The organism is Curtobacterium sp. MCLR17_043, assembly GCF_003224215.1.
Classification (GTDB): Bacteria; Actinomycetota; Actinomycetes; order Actinomycetales; family Microbacteriaceae; genus Curtobacterium; species Curtobacterium flaccumfaciens.
Genome location: NZ_QKLH01000002.1, coordinates 239,476 through 255,032, shown reverse-complemented (window position 1 = coordinate 255,032; position 15,557 = coordinate 239,476). Strand labels below are relative to the sequence as shown.

General features: G+C 71.4%; 18 protein-coding genes. 13 read left to right on the top strand and 5 right to left on the bottom strand.

Going from position 1 to position 15,557, the window contains the following annotated elements:
• Nucleotides 1-100: 100 nt before the first annotated feature.
• Together DEJ03_RS03065 and DEJ03_RS03060 are read right to left on the bottom strand one after the other, a co-directional pair.
• Nucleotides 101-1,582, bottom strand: coding sequence for an MDR family MFS transporter (locus DEJ03_RS03065; RefSeq protein ID WP_110863444.1), 1,482 nt, complete (start codon nt 1,580-1,582; stop codon nt 101-103).
• A gap of 167 nt (nt 1,583-1,749) precedes the next feature.
• Nucleotides 1,750-2,031, bottom strand: a complete 282-nt coding sequence (locus DEJ03_RS03060; RefSeq protein WP_035808828.1) for an acylphosphatase — start codon at nt 2,029-2,031, stop codon at nt 1,750-1,752.
• A gap of 143 nt (nt 2,032-2,174) precedes the next feature.
• Here DEJ03_RS03060 and DEJ03_RS03055 point away from each other — a divergent pair, with 143 nt between their 5' ends.
• The 7 genes from DEJ03_RS03055 (at nt 2,175) to DEJ03_RS03025 (ending at nt 8,782) form a co-directional block, all read left to right on the top strand.
• A complete protein-coding gene (locus DEJ03_RS03055) occupies nt 2,175-2,882 on the top strand; it encodes an NUDIX domain-containing protein (RefSeq protein WP_110863443.1) in 708 nt (235 codons plus the stop codon).
• A gap of 8 nt (nt 2,883-2,890) precedes the next feature.
• The gene (gene nadA / locus DEJ03_RS03050; RefSeq protein ID WP_110863442.1) at nt 2,891-4,162 is read left to right on the top strand and encodes a quinolinate synthase NadA; all 1,272 of its coding nucleotides are present in this window, start codon (nt 2,891-2,893) and stop codon (nt 4,160-4,162) included.
• Nucleotides 4,163-4,194: 32 nt separating this feature from the next.
• Nucleotides 4,195-5,862 carry an L-aspartate oxidase gene (gene nadB, locus DEJ03_RS03045; RefSeq protein ID WP_110863441.1) on the top strand — a complete coding sequence of 556 codons (1,668 nt, stop codon included), beginning with the start codon at nt 4,195-4,197 and terminating at the stop codon, nt 5,860-5,862.
• A complete protein-coding gene (nadC, locus tag DEJ03_RS03040) occupies nt 5,859-6,785 on the top strand; it encodes a carboxylating nicotinate-nucleotide diphosphorylase (protein WP_110863440.1) in 927 nt (308 codons plus the stop codon). The genes nadB and nadC overlap by 4 nt, the downstream gene beginning before the upstream one ends.
• A gap of 2 nt (nt 6,786-6,787) precedes the next feature.
• On the top strand, nt 6,788-7,927 hold the full coding sequence (locus DEJ03_RS03035) for a cysteine desulfurase family protein (protein WP_110863439.1): 1,140 nt from the start codon (nt 6,788-6,790) through the stop codon (nt 7,925-7,927).
• A gap of 79 nt (nt 7,928-8,006) precedes the next feature.
• Nucleotides 8,007-8,273, top strand: a complete 267-nt coding sequence (locus DEJ03_RS03030; RefSeq protein WP_111233264.1) for a hypothetical protein — start codon at nt 8,007-8,009, stop codon at nt 8,271-8,273.
• Nucleotides 8,274-8,491: 218 nt separating this feature from the next.
• On the top strand, nt 8,492-8,782 hold the full coding sequence (locus DEJ03_RS03025) for a hypothetical protein (RefSeq protein WP_110863438.1): 291 nt from the start codon (nt 8,492-8,494) through the stop codon (nt 8,780-8,782).
• A gap of 22 nt (nt 8,783-8,804) precedes the next feature.
• Here DEJ03_RS03025 and DEJ03_RS03020 read toward each other — a convergent pair whose 3' ends face one another.
• Nucleotides 8,805-9,272 (bottom strand): MSMEG_6728 family protein, encoded by a 468-nt coding sequence (locus DEJ03_RS03020; protein WP_110863437.1) that lies wholly within the window; start codon nt 9,270-9,272, stop codon nt 8,805-8,807.
• A gap of 88 nt (nt 9,273-9,360) precedes the next feature.
• Between DEJ03_RS03020 and DEJ03_RS03015 the strand changes: the two genes are divergently transcribed.
• Nucleotides 9,361-9,957 (top strand): NAD(P)H-dependent oxidoreductase, encoded by a 597-nt coding sequence (locus DEJ03_RS03015; RefSeq protein ID WP_110863492.1) that lies wholly within the window; start codon nt 9,361-9,363, stop codon nt 9,955-9,957.
• Between the two features lie 192 nt (nt 9,958-10,149).
• Here DEJ03_RS03015 and aroQ read toward each other — a convergent pair whose 3' ends face one another.
• A complete protein-coding gene (gene aroQ, locus DEJ03_RS03010; RefSeq protein WP_027466301.1) occupies nt 10,150-10,593 on the bottom strand; it encodes a type II 3-dehydroquinate dehydratase in 444 nt (147 codons plus the stop codon).
• A 142-nt stretch (nt 10,594-10,735) separates the two neighbouring features.
• On the opposite strand from aroQ, the gene DEJ03_RS03005 reads away from it, so the two are divergent.
• Nucleotides 10,736-12,406: a sodium:solute symporter family protein gene (locus tag DEJ03_RS03005; protein WP_110863436.1), complete on the top strand. Its 1,671-nt coding sequence runs from the start codon at nt 10,736-10,738 to the stop codon at nt 12,404-12,406.
• A gap of 22 nt (nt 12,407-12,428) precedes the next feature.
• Nucleotides 12,429-12,764, top strand: coding sequence for a hypothetical protein (locus DEJ03_RS03000; RefSeq protein ID WP_027466303.1), 336 nt, complete (start codon nt 12,429-12,431; stop codon nt 12,762-12,764).
• 218 nt (nt 12,765-12,982) lie between these two features.
• Here the strand turns inward: DEJ03_RS03000 and DEJ03_RS02995 are convergent, their stop codons facing one another.
• Complete coding sequence (locus DEJ03_RS02995; protein ID WP_110863435.1) at nt 12,983-13,513, bottom strand: hypothetical protein; 531 nt, start codon at nt 13,511-13,513, stop codon at nt 12,983-12,985.
• 94 nt (nt 13,514-13,607) lie between these two features.
• On the opposite strand from DEJ03_RS02995, the gene DEJ03_RS02990 reads away from it, so the two are divergent.
• From DEJ03_RS02990 to DEJ03_RS02980, 3 genes are all read left to right on the top strand, one after another.
• A complete protein-coding gene (locus tag DEJ03_RS02990) occupies nt 13,608-14,024 on the top strand; it encodes a VOC family protein (RefSeq protein WP_110863434.1) in 417 nt (138 codons plus the stop codon).
• 37 nt (nt 14,025-14,061) lie between these two features.
• Nucleotides 14,062-14,682 carry a DNA-3-methyladenine glycosylase I gene (locus DEJ03_RS02985; RefSeq protein ID WP_110863433.1) on the top strand — a complete coding sequence of 207 codons (621 nt, stop codon included), beginning with the start codon at nt 14,062-14,064 and terminating at the stop codon, nt 14,680-14,682.
• A gap of 88 nt (nt 14,683-14,770) precedes the next feature.
• Nucleotides 14,771-15,451 (top strand): DJ-1/PfpI family protein, encoded by a 681-nt coding sequence (locus DEJ03_RS02980; RefSeq protein ID WP_110863432.1) that lies wholly within the window; start codon nt 14,771-14,773, stop codon nt 15,449-15,451.
• Nucleotides 15,452-15,557 lie beyond the last annotated feature (106 nt).

The following is a 15,557-nucleotide window of genomic DNA, read 5'->3' as shown; positions in this document are numbered from 1 at the left end:
CACCCTGCCACGCGGTCCGGAGACGGGCGCGGGCCGGCGCCGGTCCCGTCACGGGTTCGGCGTCGGCCCGGCTCGTCGGTCGGTGCGAGAGGCTCGTCGGTCAGTGCACGGGCGGGGGCGTCGGCGCGCCTTCGGGCACCTCGGGCCGGCGGACGAACACCGACGCCAGGATGCCGAACAGCGAGATGATCGCGCCGACCATGAAGGCGGTGCCGACGCCCGACGCGGTGGCCACCTGGACCCCACGGGCACCGGAGCCCTCGACGGCGGTGGCCGCACCGATCGTCAGCAGCGTGACGAACAGGGCGGTGCCCGCCGCACCGGCGAGCTGCTGCGCCGTGCCGAGCACCGCGCTGCCGTGCGAGTACAGCTTCGGGGGCAGCCCGCCGAGCGCCGCGGTGAACAGCGGCGTGAAGGTCAGGGCCAGGCCGATGCTCAGCACCACGTGCGCACCGAGGACGAACCACACGCTGGTGTCGACGCCCACGGTGGAGAGCGCCCAGAGCACGGCGCTGACGATGATCGATCCGGGGATCAGCAGCACGCGCGGGCCACGGCGGTCGTAGATGCGCCCGACGATGGGGGAGAGCAGGCCCATCAGCAGCCCACCGGGGAGCAGCAGCAGGCCGACCTGCAGGACCTCGAGGCCGAGGACGCGCTCCAGGTAGATCGGCAGCAGGATGAGCGTGCCGAACATCGCCATGAAGCTCAGGCCCATCGCGACGATCGGCACCGTGAAGCCACGGGTGCGGAAGGTGCGCAGGTCGAGCAGGGCGCTGTCGGTGCGCTGCAGGCGCGTCTGCCGGACGATGAACACCGCGAGGGCGACGGCACCGACGACCAGGGCGGTCACCGGGACGAGCGGACCGGTCGTACCGGCTTCACCGATGCTGGACAGTCCGTAGACGATGCCGCCGAACGCGAAGGCGGAGAGGATGACCGAGACGACGTCGATCGGTGCCTTGCGCGGCGTCGAGACGTTCTGCACCTTGACCATGCCGAGGATGAGCGCCGCGATCGCGATGGGCAGCACGAAGCCGAACAGCCAGCGCCACGAGAACGCGTTGAGGATCAGGCCGGAGATCGTCGGGCCGATGGCCGGAGCGACCGAGATGACGATCGAGATGTTGCCCATGATGCGGCCACGGTGTGCGGGGTCGACGAGGGTCAGGACCGTCGTCATGAGCAGCGGCATCATGATCGCGGTGCCGCTGGCCTGCACGATGCGGCCGACGAGCAGGACGGTGAAGCCCGGCGCGAGCAGGGCGATCAGCGTGCCGACCGAGAACAGGCCCATCGCCCAGACGAACACCGGTCGGGTGTTGAATCGCTGCAGCAGGAACCCGGTGATCGGGATGACGACCGCCATGGTGAGCAGGAAGCCGGTGGTCAGCCACTGGCCGGTCGCGGCGCTGATGTCCAGGTCGTCCATGAGCCGGGGCAGGGCCACGCCCATGATGGTCTCGTTGAGGATGACGACGAACGCGGAGACGAGCAGCAGCCCGATCACGAGTCGGGTCTCGGCAGCGGACGGCTGCGAGACGCTTCCCGTGCGGGGGGCGGAATCGACGGCCTGGGTCATGCGGGTGCTCCTGGTGGGTCACGACGGGTGGAACGGGTGTGGCGCAGGACGCGCAGACAGGCCAACTCCCTGAGTGGATGCGATTATTCCGCTTCGCTCCGACATCCGCAGGTGAACGATCGGTGCCGAGCCGGCCGGTCGTCGGCGCAGCTCCCATGCACGTCCGCTCAGTGCAGGATCGCGAACCCGTCGGCGTCGCCGTGCGGCACCACCGACCGCAGGGTGACGTCGGTCACGGTCGCCGACGGCGGCCCGGTGCGCAGGCACTCGACCAACGAGTCCACGGCGACCGAGGGTCCCTCTGCCTCGACCTCCACCGTGCCGTCCCAGAGGTTCCTCGCGTAGCCGACGAGGTCGAGCCCGTCCGCCTTCCGAGCGGTCCAGTACCGGAAGCCGACCCCCTGGACCGTCCCCGACACCACGGCATGCACCCTCGTCACCGTCGTCATGTCCTCCACGCTAACCGCGGCGGCCCCTCGGGAGTTTTCGGCCCCGTGACGATCTGTTTCCGGCTCGTGACGAGCGCGCCGCGCCGCAGTGATAGTGTCATTCCAACCCGAACACTTCGAGTCAGATTGACACTATCTCCACCATGGACGAAGCAGGCATCCGCGTCGCGGTCTCCACCGTGATCGTCGCACTGCGCCCGCACCCCGACACCGGGGCCCCGGCGCTGTGGATGCCGCTCGTCCGTCGCGTCGCCGAACCGTTCGAGGGTTCATGGGCGCTCCCCGGCGGCTGGGTCGGCGACGACGAGGGGCTCGAGGACTCCGCGGCCGCCCGACTGCGCGAGACGACGAACGTCCAGCCGCGGTACCTCGAGCAGCTCTACGCGTTCGGGGACGTCGGACGATCCCCGAGCCGCGTGGTGTCGATCGTGTACTGGGCACTCGTGCACCCGGACGAGGCGAACGTCGTGCCCGACGACTGGAACGTCCGGTGGTTCCTGGCCGACGAGCACCCGCCCCTCGCCTTCGACCACGACCGCATCGTCGGGTACGCCCTGTGGCGGCTGCGCAACAAGATGTCCTACTCGCGGATCGCGCAGGCGTTCCTCGGTGACCGCTTCACCCTCGCCGAACTCCGCGGCGTGTACGAGGCGGTGCTCGGCCGTGCACTCGACCCCGCGAACTTCCGTCGGCAGGTCGAGAAGACCGACGCGGTCCTGCCGACCGACGAGACCACGAGCGGGGGTCGGCACCGTCCGGCCCGGCTGTACCGCTCGAACCCCGACCTGGCCTACGCGGACAACGGCCCGCTGCAGACCGGGGCCGATCAGCACCAGCAGCGGAACCGATAGGAAGCCCCGTGTCCATCGCCACGACGATCGAACTCATCTCCAACGGCAAGGCCGGCGGCAGCACCTGCACGCCCGATCTCGCCATGCCGACGTGGGACTTCGACTCCCGCCCCGGGTACGGCCCGGGGTCGTCGATGTCCGACGTCATCCCGACGAGCGCCCCGCGCCAGGGCGTCCTGCCCGACGAGTACAAGACGACCCCGACCGACGAGCTCCACGAGCGCATCGAGCGGGCGAAGGCCACCCTCGGCGACCGGGTCGTCGTCCTCGGGCACTTCTACCAGCGCGACGAGGTCGTCCGGCACGCGGACTTCCTCGGCGACTCGTTCCAGCTCGCGAACGCCGCCCTGACGAAACCCGACGCCGAGGCGATCGTGTTCTGCGGCGTGCACTTCATGGCCGAGACGGCCGACATCCTGGCGCGCGACGACCAGCGCGTGATCCTGCCGAACCTGGCCGCCGGCTGCTCGATGGCCGACATGGCCGACATCGACAGCGTCGAGGCCGCGTGGGCGGAGCTGACCGCGGCGTACGGCACCGAGCCCGACGCCGACGGCCGCGTCCCCGTGATCCCGGTCACCTACATGAACTCCGCCGCCGACCTCAAGGCCTTCTGCGGTCGCAACGGCGGCATCGTGTGCACCTCGTCGAACGCCGCGACCGTGCTCGAGTGGGCCTTCGAGCGTGGGCAGCGCGTCCTGTTCTTCCCCGACCAGCACCTCGGCCGCAACACCGCGAAGGCGATGGGCATCAGCACGGACCTGATGCCGATGTGGAACCCGCGCCTGCCGGGTGGGGGCAACACGGCCGCGGACCTGCTCGAGGCGAAGGTCATCCTCTGGCACGGCTTCTGCTCGGTGCACCGCCGCTTCACCGTCGACCAGATCGACCAGGCCCGCCGCGAGCACCCGGGCGTGCAGGTCATCGTGCACCCGGAGTGCCCGATGGCCGTCGTCGACGCCGCTGACCACGCCGGCAGCACCGACCTGATCCGGAAGACCGTCGCCGCGGCCACCGAGCCGACGACGTTCGCGATCGGCACCGAGATCAACATGGTGAACCGGCTCGCCGCCGAGTACCCGCAGCACACGATCTTCTGCCTCGACCCGGTCGTCTGCCCCTGCTCGACGATGTACCGGATCCACCCGGGCTACCTCGCCTGGGTGCTCGAGGCCCTCGTCCGCGGCGAGGTCCTCAACGAGATCGTCGTCCCCACCGACGTGCAGGCCGACGCCAAGGTCGCGCTCGAGCGCATGCTCGCGGCCAAGCCGCGCGGCTGAGACGCGGACCCGACCGAACGAGGGAGACCACCGTGCACGTCGTCATCGTCGGCTCCGGCATCGCCGGCTTGACCGCAGCGATCCGCGCCAGTGCCCTGCACGACGTCACCCTGGTGACGAAGGGGGCGCTCGCCGACAGCGCCACCGCGTACGCCCAGGGCGGCATCGCGGTGGCGCTCGGTGCCGACGACTCCGCGGCGCTGCACCAGGCCGACACCCACGTCGCCGCGGCGGGCAGCGCCGACACCCGGGCCGTCGAGGTCCTGTGCACCGACGGCCCGGCCCGCGTCCGCGACCTGCTCGCCCTCGGGGTGCCCTTCGACCGGTCGTCGGACCCGGCGACCCTCGACCGGTACGGCGACGACCTCGCCCGCGGCCGTGAAGCCGCGCACGGCCGGTGGCGCGTCGTGCACGCCGACGGTGACGCGACCGGAGCCGCCATCGAACGCACCCTCATCGCAGCACTGCACCGACGGCACGTCACGATCCTCGAGCGCACGAGCCTGACCGACCTGGTCGTCCGCGGCGGCGTGGTCGTCGGCGTCGACGTCCTCGACCTCCTCGGGGAACCCCGCCGGCTCGACGCCGACGCCGTCGTCATCGCGTCCGGGGGAGCCGGACACCTGTACCGCGAGACGACGAACCCGCTGGTCGCGACCGGTGACGGGGTCGCCGCCGCCTGGCGCGCCGGCGCCGTCCTCGCCGACCTGGAGTTCTTCCAGTTCCACCCGACACGGCTGGCCGTCCCCGGTGGCGGCCTGGTGTCCGAAGCCGTCCGCGGTGAGGGCGCCGTCCTCCGCGACGCCGCCGGGCACCGCTTCATGACCGACGTGCACCCGGACGCCGAGCTCGCCCCGCGTGACGTCGTCGCGCGGGGGATCGCCGCCGCGGTGCGCGACCAGGGCGGCGCGCCCGTGCTCCTCGACGCCACCGGCCTCGACGCCGGGTTCCTGGTCACGCGGTTCCCCGGACTCACCCGGGCCACCCGCGCCGCCGGCTTCGACTGGACCCGCGAGGGCGTCCCGGTCGCACCGGCCGCGCACTACTCGATGGGCGGCATCGCCACCGACGCCGAGGGCCGCACCAGCCTGCCCGGACTCCTCGCCGTCGGTGAAGCCGCCTGCACCGGGGTCCACGGCGCCAACCGGCTCGCCTCGAACTCCCTGCTCGAGGGACTCGTCTTCGCGGTCCGCGCAGCGGACGCGGTCGCCGCACCGCGACCCGGCTTGCTCCGCCTGCGCGGGGACGCGGGTCTCCACGTCACCAGCGTGCCTCGAGCGGCCGACGCGATCCGTTCCTCCCGTCCGACCCTGCCTGGAGGCGCGACCCACCTCGACGACCTGGGTGCCGTCCGGCAGGCGGTCCAGTCCGTCATGACGGACCGCGTCGGGCTGCTCCGTGACGCCGTCGGGCTGGCCAGCGCACGCCGCGAGCTCGACGCGCTGACCGCGCCGACCGGCGGGGGCGTGCGCGAGCACGAGGACCGTGCGCTGCTCGACCTGGCGCGACTCGTCGCGCTCGCCGCCGAGGCCCGCACCGAGTCCCGCGGGGCGCACGCCCGCACCGACCACCCCGACACCGACCCCACCGCCCCGGCCTCGTACGCCTGGGTCGCCGACGACACCGACGCACACCCCGACGAGCACACGGACGAACGCACCGACGGCTCCGCAGTCGTCCCGCAGGAGGTACCCGCATGACCACCGACCCCGGCACCATCCCGCCGCACGCGCTCCGTCGCGTGATCGAGACCGCGCTCGAGGAGGACGCACCCTGGGGCGACGTCACCAGCGAGACCCTCATCCCCGCCGAGGCGACCGCGACCGCGACCCTCGGCGCGCGCGAGCCCGGCGTGCTGAGTGGCGGCGCGGTGTTCGTCGCCGTGATGCACGCCGTCGACCCGTCGATCCACGCCGTCGTGCACGTCGCCGACGGGACGCGTTTCGTCGCGGGCGACGTCCTCGCGACCGTGACCGGGTCGGCGCGTGCCGTGCTGCGGGCCGAGCGGGTCGCCCTCAACCTGGTGCAGCGGATGTCGGGCATCGCGACGACCACCGCGGCGCACGTCGCTGCCGCCGCGGGCACCTCGGCGCGGATCGTCGACACCCGGAAGACGACGCCCGGCCTCCGAGCACTCGAGCGGTACGCCGTCCGGTGCGGCGGCGGACACAACCACCGCACCTCGCTCTCCGACGCCGTGCTCGCCAAGGACAACCACCTGGCGGTGCTCCTGGCCGGCGGCATCGGCATCGGCGACGCGATCGCCCAGGCCCGCCAGCGGCTCGGGCACACCGTGCACGTCGAGGTCGAGGTGGACCGCATCGATCAGATCGAACCCGTCGTCGCTGCGGGGGTCGACACGATCATGCTCGACAACTTCACCCCGGACGAACTCGTGACCGGGGTCGGCATCGTCGCCGGACGCGCGCTCGTCGAGGCCTCGGGAGGCGTGTCGCTCGACACCGTCGCGGCGATCGCGGCGACCGGCGTCGACGTCATCTCGGTCGGGGCGCTGACCCACTCGGCGCGGGCGCTCGACCTCGGACTCGACATCGACGTCGCGGTGCCGGTGGAGCACGTCGCGGTGCCGACGGAGCACGTCGCGGTGCCGGTGCGGGACTAGCCGTGTTCTACCTGGACCGCGCCGCCACCACCCCGGTCCGCCGCGAGGTGCTCGAGGCGATGTGGCCCTACCTGACGGGGGTGTTCGGCAACCCCTCGTCGACGCACGGGGTCGGGGACGAAGCCGCGCGGGGACTCACCGCCGCACGGGCCGCCGTCGCCGGTGTGCTCGGGTGCCGGCCCGCCGAGGTCGTCTTCACCACCGGCGGCACCGAGGGGGCGAACACCGCGATCAAGGGGATCGCCCTCGCCGCACCCCGCGGTCGGCACGTCGTCACGAGCGCCATCGAGCACGAGGCGGTGTTGGAGAGCTGCGCGTACCTCGCCCGCTTCCACGACTTCGACGTCACCGTGCTGCCCGTCGGCCCGGACGGCCGCGTGGACCCGGCGGTGCTGCGCGCGGCACTCCGCCCGGACACGACGCTCGTCTCGATCGCGCACGCCGACAACGAGATCGGCACCGTGCAGGACGTCCCCGCGCTCGCGGCGGTGGCGCACGAGGTCGGGGCGCGGTTCCACACCGACGCCGTGCAGTCCGCGCCCTGGCTGCCGATCGGTCTCGGGGTGCTGGGCGTCGACGCGCTGTCGTTGTCCGGGCACAAGCTCGGTGCTCCGAAGGGCACCGGCGTGCTCGCCGTGCGCGCCGGTGTCCCGCTCGAGCCGCTGCTGCACGGCGGGGGACAGGAACGGGGACGGCGGTCCGGCACCGAGGACGTCGCCGGCGCCGTGGCGGTGGCGACCGCCCTCGGGCTGGCGGCGGAGACGGCGCGGTCGGGGGAGGGCACGGCGACCACCGTGCGCGACGCGGTGCTCGACGGCGTGCTCGCCGCGGTCCCCGGCGCGTTCGTCACCGGGTCGCGGGAGCACCGACTGCCCGGGCACGCGTCGTTCTGCTTCCCGGGCGTCAACGGCGAGACCGTCCTGCTCGAGCTCGAGCAGCGCGACGTGGTGTCGTCGTCGGGCAGCGCCTGTGCTGCGGGCAGCAACGAGGCCTCCCACGTGCTCACGGCGCTCGGGATCCCCGAGGACGTGGCGCGCACCGCGCTCCGCCTGACGTTCGACGCGGCCCTGACCGCCGACGACGTCCCGGTCGTCGTCGGGGCCGTGGCCGACGCCGTGGCGACCGTCCGCGCCCTCGGCTGAGGTGTACTAGACGTTCTACTCCATCTCTGGGTACGTGTCCCCCCTTCTGCGGACAACCGATCTGCGTCAGAGTGTGGTCATGGCAAACGCGATGATGACCCGGACACGACGGGACGACCGCTTCCGAGCGGTGCAGCTCCTGCCGGCGCCGGCCACCCTCGTCGCGCTCGCCCTGGCAGCGCAGCACGACCTCGGCACGGCCCCGCTCGGGATCATCGCCGTGGTCGGAGCGCTCGCGACCGCCGGGAGTGCCCTGCTCCCGATGGTCCGGCCAGCCGCCGCCCACCGGTCGATGCCCGCACCGACCGAGACGGACCGGTACCGAGAGGACACCGAACACCCTTGAGGTCCACCACCGTGCGGTTCCCCTGAACCGAGCCGCGCGGTGGACCCAGACCGGATGTCGACCCCCTGATCGACGTCCGGCGCGGGGCGCGACGGTCCCCCTGTCGTCGTGTCCCGCCGTACACCGCGATCCCGCCGTGGGTCGACGTCCGCACCCCTGAGCGGCGTCGGTTCCCCTGCAGCCCACGGCGGGATCCGGTTCCCCGGTAGCGTCGTCGCATGCCCTCGTACCGTGCGACCCTGGCGATCGGCGCCCTCGCGCCCGGCACCGCCCCGGACGCCGTCCTGCCCGCCGCGGCCGCCCTCGTGCGCGAACACGCCGTGGTCGAGGCCGAGGACGTCCGGCTGCTCCGTGGTGTCCCCTGTGCCGTCGTGCGCTTCGAGGCCGAGGACGACCGTGCCGCCGCGGCCGTCCGCGACGCCGCAGTCGACGGGCTGCGGGACGTGGTCGAGATCCGCTCCGACGTCGTCACCCGGCGCGAGGGCGGTCGCTGGATCCCGGTCGCCTGACGGCCCTGCGGTCGCCTGACGGTCAGGCGGTGTGCGTCGCCGTCTCGGGGGTCCCCGGCCAGACGTAGTCCAGGTCGTCCGGCACGTCGGGGAACAGCTCCCGGTAGTGCTCCGGCGCCTTCTGCACGAGCTTCGACCGGTGCGAGACGTGCAGGGCCTCGTCGTCGTTCCACGGCGGCATCGGCACGTCGCCCCGCTCGTAGGCAGCCAGGTCCTCCGGCACGCGGCCCAGGTCGAGCAGGGTCTTCTCGAGACACGTGTCGGCGTACCCGCGCTCGGCCCAGACGCGGCACGTGGCCTCCTGGTACGCCATCAGCGCCGGACGGTACCCGCGCCACATCGCCGTCACCGGGTGGTGCTGCCAGCCGTAGTCGGGGAGCGTCAGGGCGCGCATCACCTGCAGGGTCTCGACCCGCTGCTTGCCGAGCCGCCGGTCGTCGAGGACCTCGGCGGATGCCCGGAAGTCGGCGTACGGCAGGAAGGTCTGCATGGCGCGGACGCTACCCCGACGGACTGGCACCCGACACATGTCGTCACGAACGTGCCGCCCGCCCCGGCAGCGTGTGAGCATCGACCGCATGAGCGGAGAACTGGTCGTCGGCGTCAGTGGCAGCCCATCGGACCCCTCGCGGACCTCGACCCTGGTCGCGGCGACGGTGGCCCGGTTGGCCGAGGAGATCGACGGCGCCCGGACCGAGACGATCGAGATCGGCCCGCTGCTGGCCGACCTCGGAGCGGCCTCGGGTCGCGAGACGATGTCCGACCGCACCCGCCGGGCCCTCGAGACGGTGGAGTCCGCGGACGTGCTCGTCGTCGGCAGCCCAGCCTTCCGGGCGGCCTACTCCGGTGCCTTCAAGCTGTTCTTCGACTGGGTCGGCCAGTACGACCTCGTCGACACCCCGGTGCTCCTCACCGCCACCGGTGGCAGCGACCGGCACGCCCTGCTCGTCGAACACCAGATGCGCCCGCTGTTCGGGTTCTTCCAGTCCACGACCCTGCCGCTCGGGGTGTTCGGCAACGAGCGGGACTTCACCAAGCGCGAGGGTGGCTACGACATCGCGAGCGTCGACCTCGAGCTCCGCATCGACCAGGCCGTGCGCCGGGCCGTGCCGCTCATCCGCGGCGGCTTCGCCACCGCCGGCCTGACCGACGTGCGGCGCCCCGCCGAGTTCTGATCCCCACGCCCGGCTCTTCCGGGCGTCCCTGGTGCTTCCGGGCGTCCCTGGTCGAAAGTTCTCACCAGGTATGCCCGGAACCACCAGGCATCGCGCGTGCCATGGGAAGGAACGGGCGCGACCCAGCGTGACCAGATGGCGGACGGGAGGCCCGTGGCGACGCCGCCACGGGCCTCCCGTCCGGTCGTTGGCTCAGCCGAGCAGGGACGCGACGTGCGCGACCGCCAGGCGGTAGCCATCGGCGCCCGCGCCGGCGATGACCGCCGTCGCGGCGGTGGCGACGTGGTCGACGTGGCGGAACGGCTCGCGCTTCCACGTGTTCGACAGGTGCACCTCGACGACGGGGACCCACAGGGCCTCCACCGCGTCGTGCAGCGCGACCGAGGTGTGCGCGTAGGCGGCGGGGTTGATGACGACCGCGGCGAAGTCGTCGAGCGCCTCGTGCAGCCACTCGACCAGCTCGCCCTCGCGGTTCGTCTGGCGGAAGTCGGCCTCGAGCCCGTGCACGGCCGCCTCGGTGTGCACGATCGCCTCGATCTCGGCGAGCGTCACGGTGCCGTACTGCTCCGGGTCGCGGCGCCCGAGGATGTCGAGGTTCGGGCCGTTGAGGACGAGGATGCGCGACGCGTCGGTCATGGGCCGAGCGTAGCGAACCGAGGGAGCGCTGCGCGGCTCGGACGATGCATGCGCTGGCTATGTGAACGGTCACAAATCGGTGTAACGTCTCCGTCCGGGTCGGCAGAGTTGTCGACTGCAACACACTGACGTGGAGATGTGAATGGTTCTCGCTGCAGCGAACGAAGGGATCCGGCTCGACTTGGGCTGGGTCGACTACCTGATGATCATCGTGTACTTCGCGGTCGTCATCGGGATCGGGTTCACCGCCCGCAAGCAGGTCCGGACGAGCATGGACTTCTTCCTGTCCGGCCGCTCGATGCCGGCGTGGATCACGGGCCTGGCGTTCGTGTCCGCGAACCTCGGCGCCACCGAGATCCTCGGCATGGCGGCCAACGGTGCCCAGATCGGCATGGCCACCCTGCACTACTACCTCGTCGGCGCCGTGCCCGCGATGGTGTTCCTCGGCCTCGTGATGATGCCGTTCTACTACGGCTCGAAGGTCCGCTCCGTGCCGGAGTTCATGCTGCGCCGCTTCGGCAAGGCGCCGCACCTGGTGAACGCGATCGCGTTCGCGGTGTCGAACGTGCTCATCGCGGGCATCAACCTCTACGCGATGGCCATCGTCATCGAGGCCATGCTCGGCTGGCCGGAGTGGCTGGCGATCATCGTCTCCGCCGGCTTCGTGCTCGTCTACATCACCCTCGGCGGGCTCTCGAGCGCGATCTACAACGAGGTCATGCAGTTCTTCGTGATCATCGCCGGGCTCATCCCGCTGACGATCGTCGGCCTGCACCGCGTCGGCGGCTGGGACGGCCTGTCGAAGGCAATCACCGAGACCCAGGGCGTGCAGCACCTGCAGGCCTGGGCCGGCACCGGCTTCGGTGACGTCACCAACCCGATCGGCGCCAACTGGCTCGCCATCGTGCTCGGCCTGGGCTTCGTGCTCGGCTTCGGCTACTGGACCACGAACTTCACCGAGGTGCAGCGCGCGTTCTCGGCGAAGAACATGTCCGCGGCCCGCCGCACCCCGCTCATCGCCGCGATCCCGAAGCTCTTCATCCCGGCCATCGTCGTGATCCCGGGCCTCATCGCCGCGGCCGTCGTCGGCAACCAGTTCGCCGACGGCACGCTGACCTACAACGACGCGATCCCGAAGCTCATCCAGATGTACCTGCCGACCGGTGTGCTCGGCATCGCGGTGACCGGTCTGCTGGCGTCCTTCATGGCCGGCATGGCGGCGAACGTCTCGTCGTTCAACACCGTCTTCACCTACGACATCTGGCAGCGCTACATCCGCCCGAACATGCCCGACCCGCACTACCTGAAGACCGGCCGCTGGGTCACCGTCGTCGGCGTCGTGGTCGGCATCGCGACCGCGTTCATCGCGGCCCAGGCGTCGAACATCATGACGTACATGCAGACGCTGTTCTCGTTCTTCAACGCACCGCTGTTCGCCGTGTTCATCCTCGGCCTGCTGTGGAAGCGCATGACGACGCAGGGTGCGCTCTGGGGGTACGTCCTCGGCATCGTGACCCCGACGATCACCTGGATCGCCTACCTGGTCAACCCGGACCTGTTCGCCACCGCGACCGCGGAGACCCTGTACGGCGCGATCATCTCGTTCGTCACCGTGCTGGTCGTCGGCTTCGTCGTCTCGATGCTCACCAAGCCGAAGGACGAGAAGGAGCTCGGTGGACTCGTCTACGGCGTGGGCAAGATCGACCTGCACGGCGACTCGGTCGCGACGGACACCGCCTGGTACCGCTCGCCCGCACTGCTCGGCACCGTCGCGCTCGTCCTGTGCGTCGTCCTGTACCTCCCGTTCCTCTGATCCGCGAAGGAGACCACTTCTCATGAGTGACACCACCACCCCCGGCGCGATGACCGAGGAGCAGAAGGCAGCCCTCGTCCGCTCCACCCGCCGACTCGACCTGCGCCGCATCCTCGGCGGCCTGTTCGTGCTCTACGGCGTGATCACGACCATCGTCGGGATCGTGCACTGGAACACCGACCCCGAGAAGACCGGCGGGATCCACATCAACCTGTGGGTCGGGATCTCGCTGCTCGTCGGCGGCGGCCTGTTCTTCCTCTGGGACCGCCTGAACCCGGTGCCCGCCGAGGACATCATCGGCCAGGCCGAGGCCGAGTCGCACCAGCGTGCGGCGGGCGAGGGACGCGAGCTGGCCTGAGGTCGCTCAGGTCGGGCGTCCCCGGCCAGACGCGGAACGACGAAGTCGCTGTCGGACGACAGCGGCTTCGTCGTTTCCGGCCGCGGCGGCCGGCGCCTTGACCGGGGCCGAGCGTTGCGGGTAGCATTGATATGTCGATCGGGTGCTGCTCGGTCGAAAGTGAGCCCCGGAGCATCCTGCAGCCAGCGCGGGACCGGGGTTTTGCGCTGTCCGGACCGTCACTCGGCCCGCACGACCTCCAATCGCACGTGCTCGCTCTCGGCGCCGTGCACGTGCATCCCGCAGGCGATGTCGGCGAGTGACAACAGCGGCTCCACACCGCCTCGGACGTGTTCGTACTGCAACTCTGCGCCGAGGCCCCGACCGCGGAGTGACTCCATCATCGAAGCCTCACTCGCGTCGCGTGACGGCCCGCGCGACTCGAAGACCACGCGACTGACTCCTCGCTGATCGAGCTCCCAAGCAAGGCGCTCCAGGCACCGCCTGCGACGGCGTTCCGTCCGGGCCGGATGACCGGCGTAACGGACGACGACGATGGCGACGGCATGCCGCAGGAGGGCGAGCCATGAGAGTCGCTGTTCTCCGAGTGCCTCGTACCAGTGCAGCTTCCGCATCCGCCGAGGGGTCGCCCGTCGAACCGCCTCGCGGGCTTCGTCCTCGCCGTTGATCCGCATGATCACCGCAGCGAGGACGTACGCGGTGTGGTCCCGTCCACCACCGGGTTCTGACTCGTCCACGTCCGCCCGCATCCGACCAGCATATTGTGTACCGGTTGGTTCCCCCGCGAAACGGTTGCGCGCTGGACCGGGTGGGTCCAGGTTGAGCGTGACGAAAGGAACCGCCATGGACACGATGGTCTTCATCAACCTGCCCGTCACGGACCTCGAGCGCTCGAAGGCGTTCTACGAGGCACTCGGGTACTCGATCAACCCGGCGTTCAGCGACGACACCGCGGCGTGCGTGGTGGTGTCCGACACGATCTCCGTCATGATCCTGACGACGGCGAAGTTCGCCGAGTTCACGGACAAGACGATCGCCGACGCCGACACGATCGAGGTCATCAACTCGCTCAGCGCCCCGTCGAAGGAGGACGTCCACCGCATCGTCGACGCCGCGGTGGCCGCCGGCGGCACCGAAGACCGCCCGGAGATGGACCTCGGCTTCATGTACCAGCGGAGCTTCACCGACCCGGACGGACACCGCTGGGAGTACGTGTGGATGGACGAGCAGGCGACGCAGGACGGCCCGCCCGCCGAGTGAGTGATCGGCTGTCGGCGGCGCCCGCCAGGATGGTCGCATGAGCACCGAGCCCGTCGACGCCCCGCCCGTGCCCGACCTCGTCACCGGCGACGACGGCCTCGCCCGGCCGGTCTGGGCGTCGTCGGACGAGCTCCTCCGCGAGTACTACGACACCGAGTGGGGCATGCCCGTCCGCGACGAACGCGGGGTGTTCGAGCGGCTCTCGCTCGAGGCGTTCCAGTCCGGTCTGTCGTGGCGCACGATCCTCGCCAAACGACCGGCGTTCCGGGCCGCCTTCGCGGACTTCGACGCCGACACCGTCGCAGCCTTCGTCGAGGACGACGTCGCACGGCTCATGGCCGACGCCGGGATCGTCCGGAACCGCGCGAAGATCCTCGCGACGATCACCAACGCGAACGCCACGATCGCCCTGCGGCAGGACGGCGGGCTCGCCGACTTCGTGTGGTCGTTCCGGCCGGCGACCACGCCCGAGCCGCGGTCCTCCGCCGAGGTCCCGACGAAGTCCGACGAGTCCCTCGCCCTGTCGAAGGCGCTGCGGAAGCGCGGATTCGCCTTCGTCGGACCGACCACGATGTACGCCCTGATGGAAGCGCTCGGCATCGTCGACACCCACCTGGTGGGCAGCCACCGGCGCGGGACCTCCGGCATCTGGGGCTGACAGGCGAGCCCAGTCCAGCCCAGGAGCACGAGCAAGCACGAGCCAGCCCGCCCATGACGCACGTCCTCGCCGGGACTATGGTCACGACATGGCCGACGACTTCCGGATCGCGTTCCTGCTGTTCCCGCACCTGACCCAGCTCGACCTGACCGGTCCGGCGCAGGTCCTCAGCCGCGTGCCCGGCGCACGCGTCGAGTACGTCGCGGCGACGCTCGACCCGGTGCCGAGCGACTGCGGCTTGGCGCTCGTCCCCACCGTGACGATCAGGGATGCAGGACCCGCGGACGTGCTCGTGGTGCCCGGTGGTGACGGTGCCTTCGACGCGATGCTCGACCCGGACGTCGTGGCCTTCGTGCGGCGCCAGGCCGAGCACGCGACGTGGATCACCTCGGTGTGCACCGGTGCCTTCGTGCTCGGCGCCGCGGGGCTGCTCGCCGGCAGACGCGCGACCACCCACTGGGCCTCGAAGCCGATGCTCGAGGCCTTCGGCGCGCAGCCGGTGGACGCCCGGATCGCAAGGGACGGCGCCGTCGTCACCGCGGCCGGGGTGAGCGCGGGCATCGACATGGCGCTGTGGCTCGCGGCCGAGCTCGCTGGACAGCCCGCTGCTGAGGCGATCCAGTTGCAGATCGAGTACGACCCGCAACCGCCGTTCGACCACGGATCGGCCGAGCGCGCCGACGCCGTCGTCGTCACCCGGGCCCGCGCAGCAGCCGAGGAGTCGCGCGGCGCGAGGGTGACCCGCGCCGCCGCAGCCGTCCTGCGCTGACGCGGACCTTGAGGCGGTCACGAATCCCCGCTGGTGTCCGCCGAGTGGTCACGACACGTCGTTCCGGGCGCGGCCAGTCGACACTTCGTGACCGCTCGGGGCCATG

Excerpts from the sequence above, each read along its gene's own strand:
- DEJ03_RS02990 (WP_110863434.1), top strand. The coding sequence starts at position 13,608 with ATGGACACGATGGTCTTCATCAACCTGCCCGTCACGGACCTCGAGCGC.
- DEJ03_RS03030 (WP_111233264.1), top strand. The coding sequence starts at position 8,007 with ATGGCAAACGCGATGATGACCCGGACACGACGGGACGACCGCTTCCGA.
- DEJ03_RS03055 (WP_110863443.1), top strand. The coding sequence starts at position 2,175 with ATGGACGAAGCAGGCATCCGCGTCGCGGTCTCCACCGTGATCGTCGCA.
- DEJ03_RS02980 (WP_110863432.1), top strand. The coding sequence starts at position 14,771 with ATGGCCGACGACTTCCGGATCGCGTTCCTGCTGTTCCCGCACCTGACC.
- nadC (WP_110863440.1), top strand. The coding sequence starts at position 5,859 with ATGACCACCGACCCCGGCACCATCCCGCCGCACGCGCTCCGTCGCGTG.
- DEJ03_RS03020 (WP_110863437.1), bottom strand. The coding sequence starts at position 9,272 with ATGCAGACCTTCCTGCCGTACGCCGACTTCCGGGCATCCGCCGAGGTC.
- DEJ03_RS02985 (WP_110863433.1), top strand. The coding sequence starts at position 14,062 with ATGAGCACCGAGCCCGTCGACGCCCCGCCCGTGCCCGACCTCGTCACC.
- DEJ03_RS03025 (WP_110863438.1), top strand. The coding sequence starts at position 8,492 with ATGCCCTCGTACCGTGCGACCCTGGCGATCGGCGCCCTCGCGCCCGGC.
- DEJ03_RS03065 (WP_110863444.1), bottom strand. The coding sequence starts at position 1,582 with ATGACCCAGGCCGTCGATTCCGCCCCCCGCACGGGAAGCGTCTCGCAG.
- DEJ03_RS02995 (WP_110863435.1), bottom strand. The coding sequence starts at position 13,513 with ATGCGGGCGGACGTGGACGAGTCAGAACCCGGTGGTGGACGGGACCAC.
- aroQ (WP_027466301.1), bottom strand. The coding sequence starts at position 10,593 with ATGACCGACGCGTCGCGCATCCTCGTCCTCAACGGCCCGAACCTCGAC.
- DEJ03_RS03060 (WP_035808828.1), bottom strand. The coding sequence starts at position 2,031 with ATGACGACGGTGACGAGGGTGCATGCCGTGGTGTCGGGGACGGTCCAG.
- DEJ03_RS03005 (WP_110863436.1), top strand. The coding sequence starts at position 10,736 with ATGGTTCTCGCTGCAGCGAACGAAGGGATCCGGCTCGACTTGGGCTGG.
- DEJ03_RS03000 (WP_027466303.1), top strand. The coding sequence starts at position 12,429 with ATGAGTGACACCACCACCCCCGGCGCGATGACCGAGGAGCAGAAGGCA.
- DEJ03_RS03015 (WP_110863492.1), top strand. The coding sequence starts at position 9,361 with ATGAGCGGAGAACTGGTCGTCGGCGTCAGTGGCAGCCCATCGGACCCC.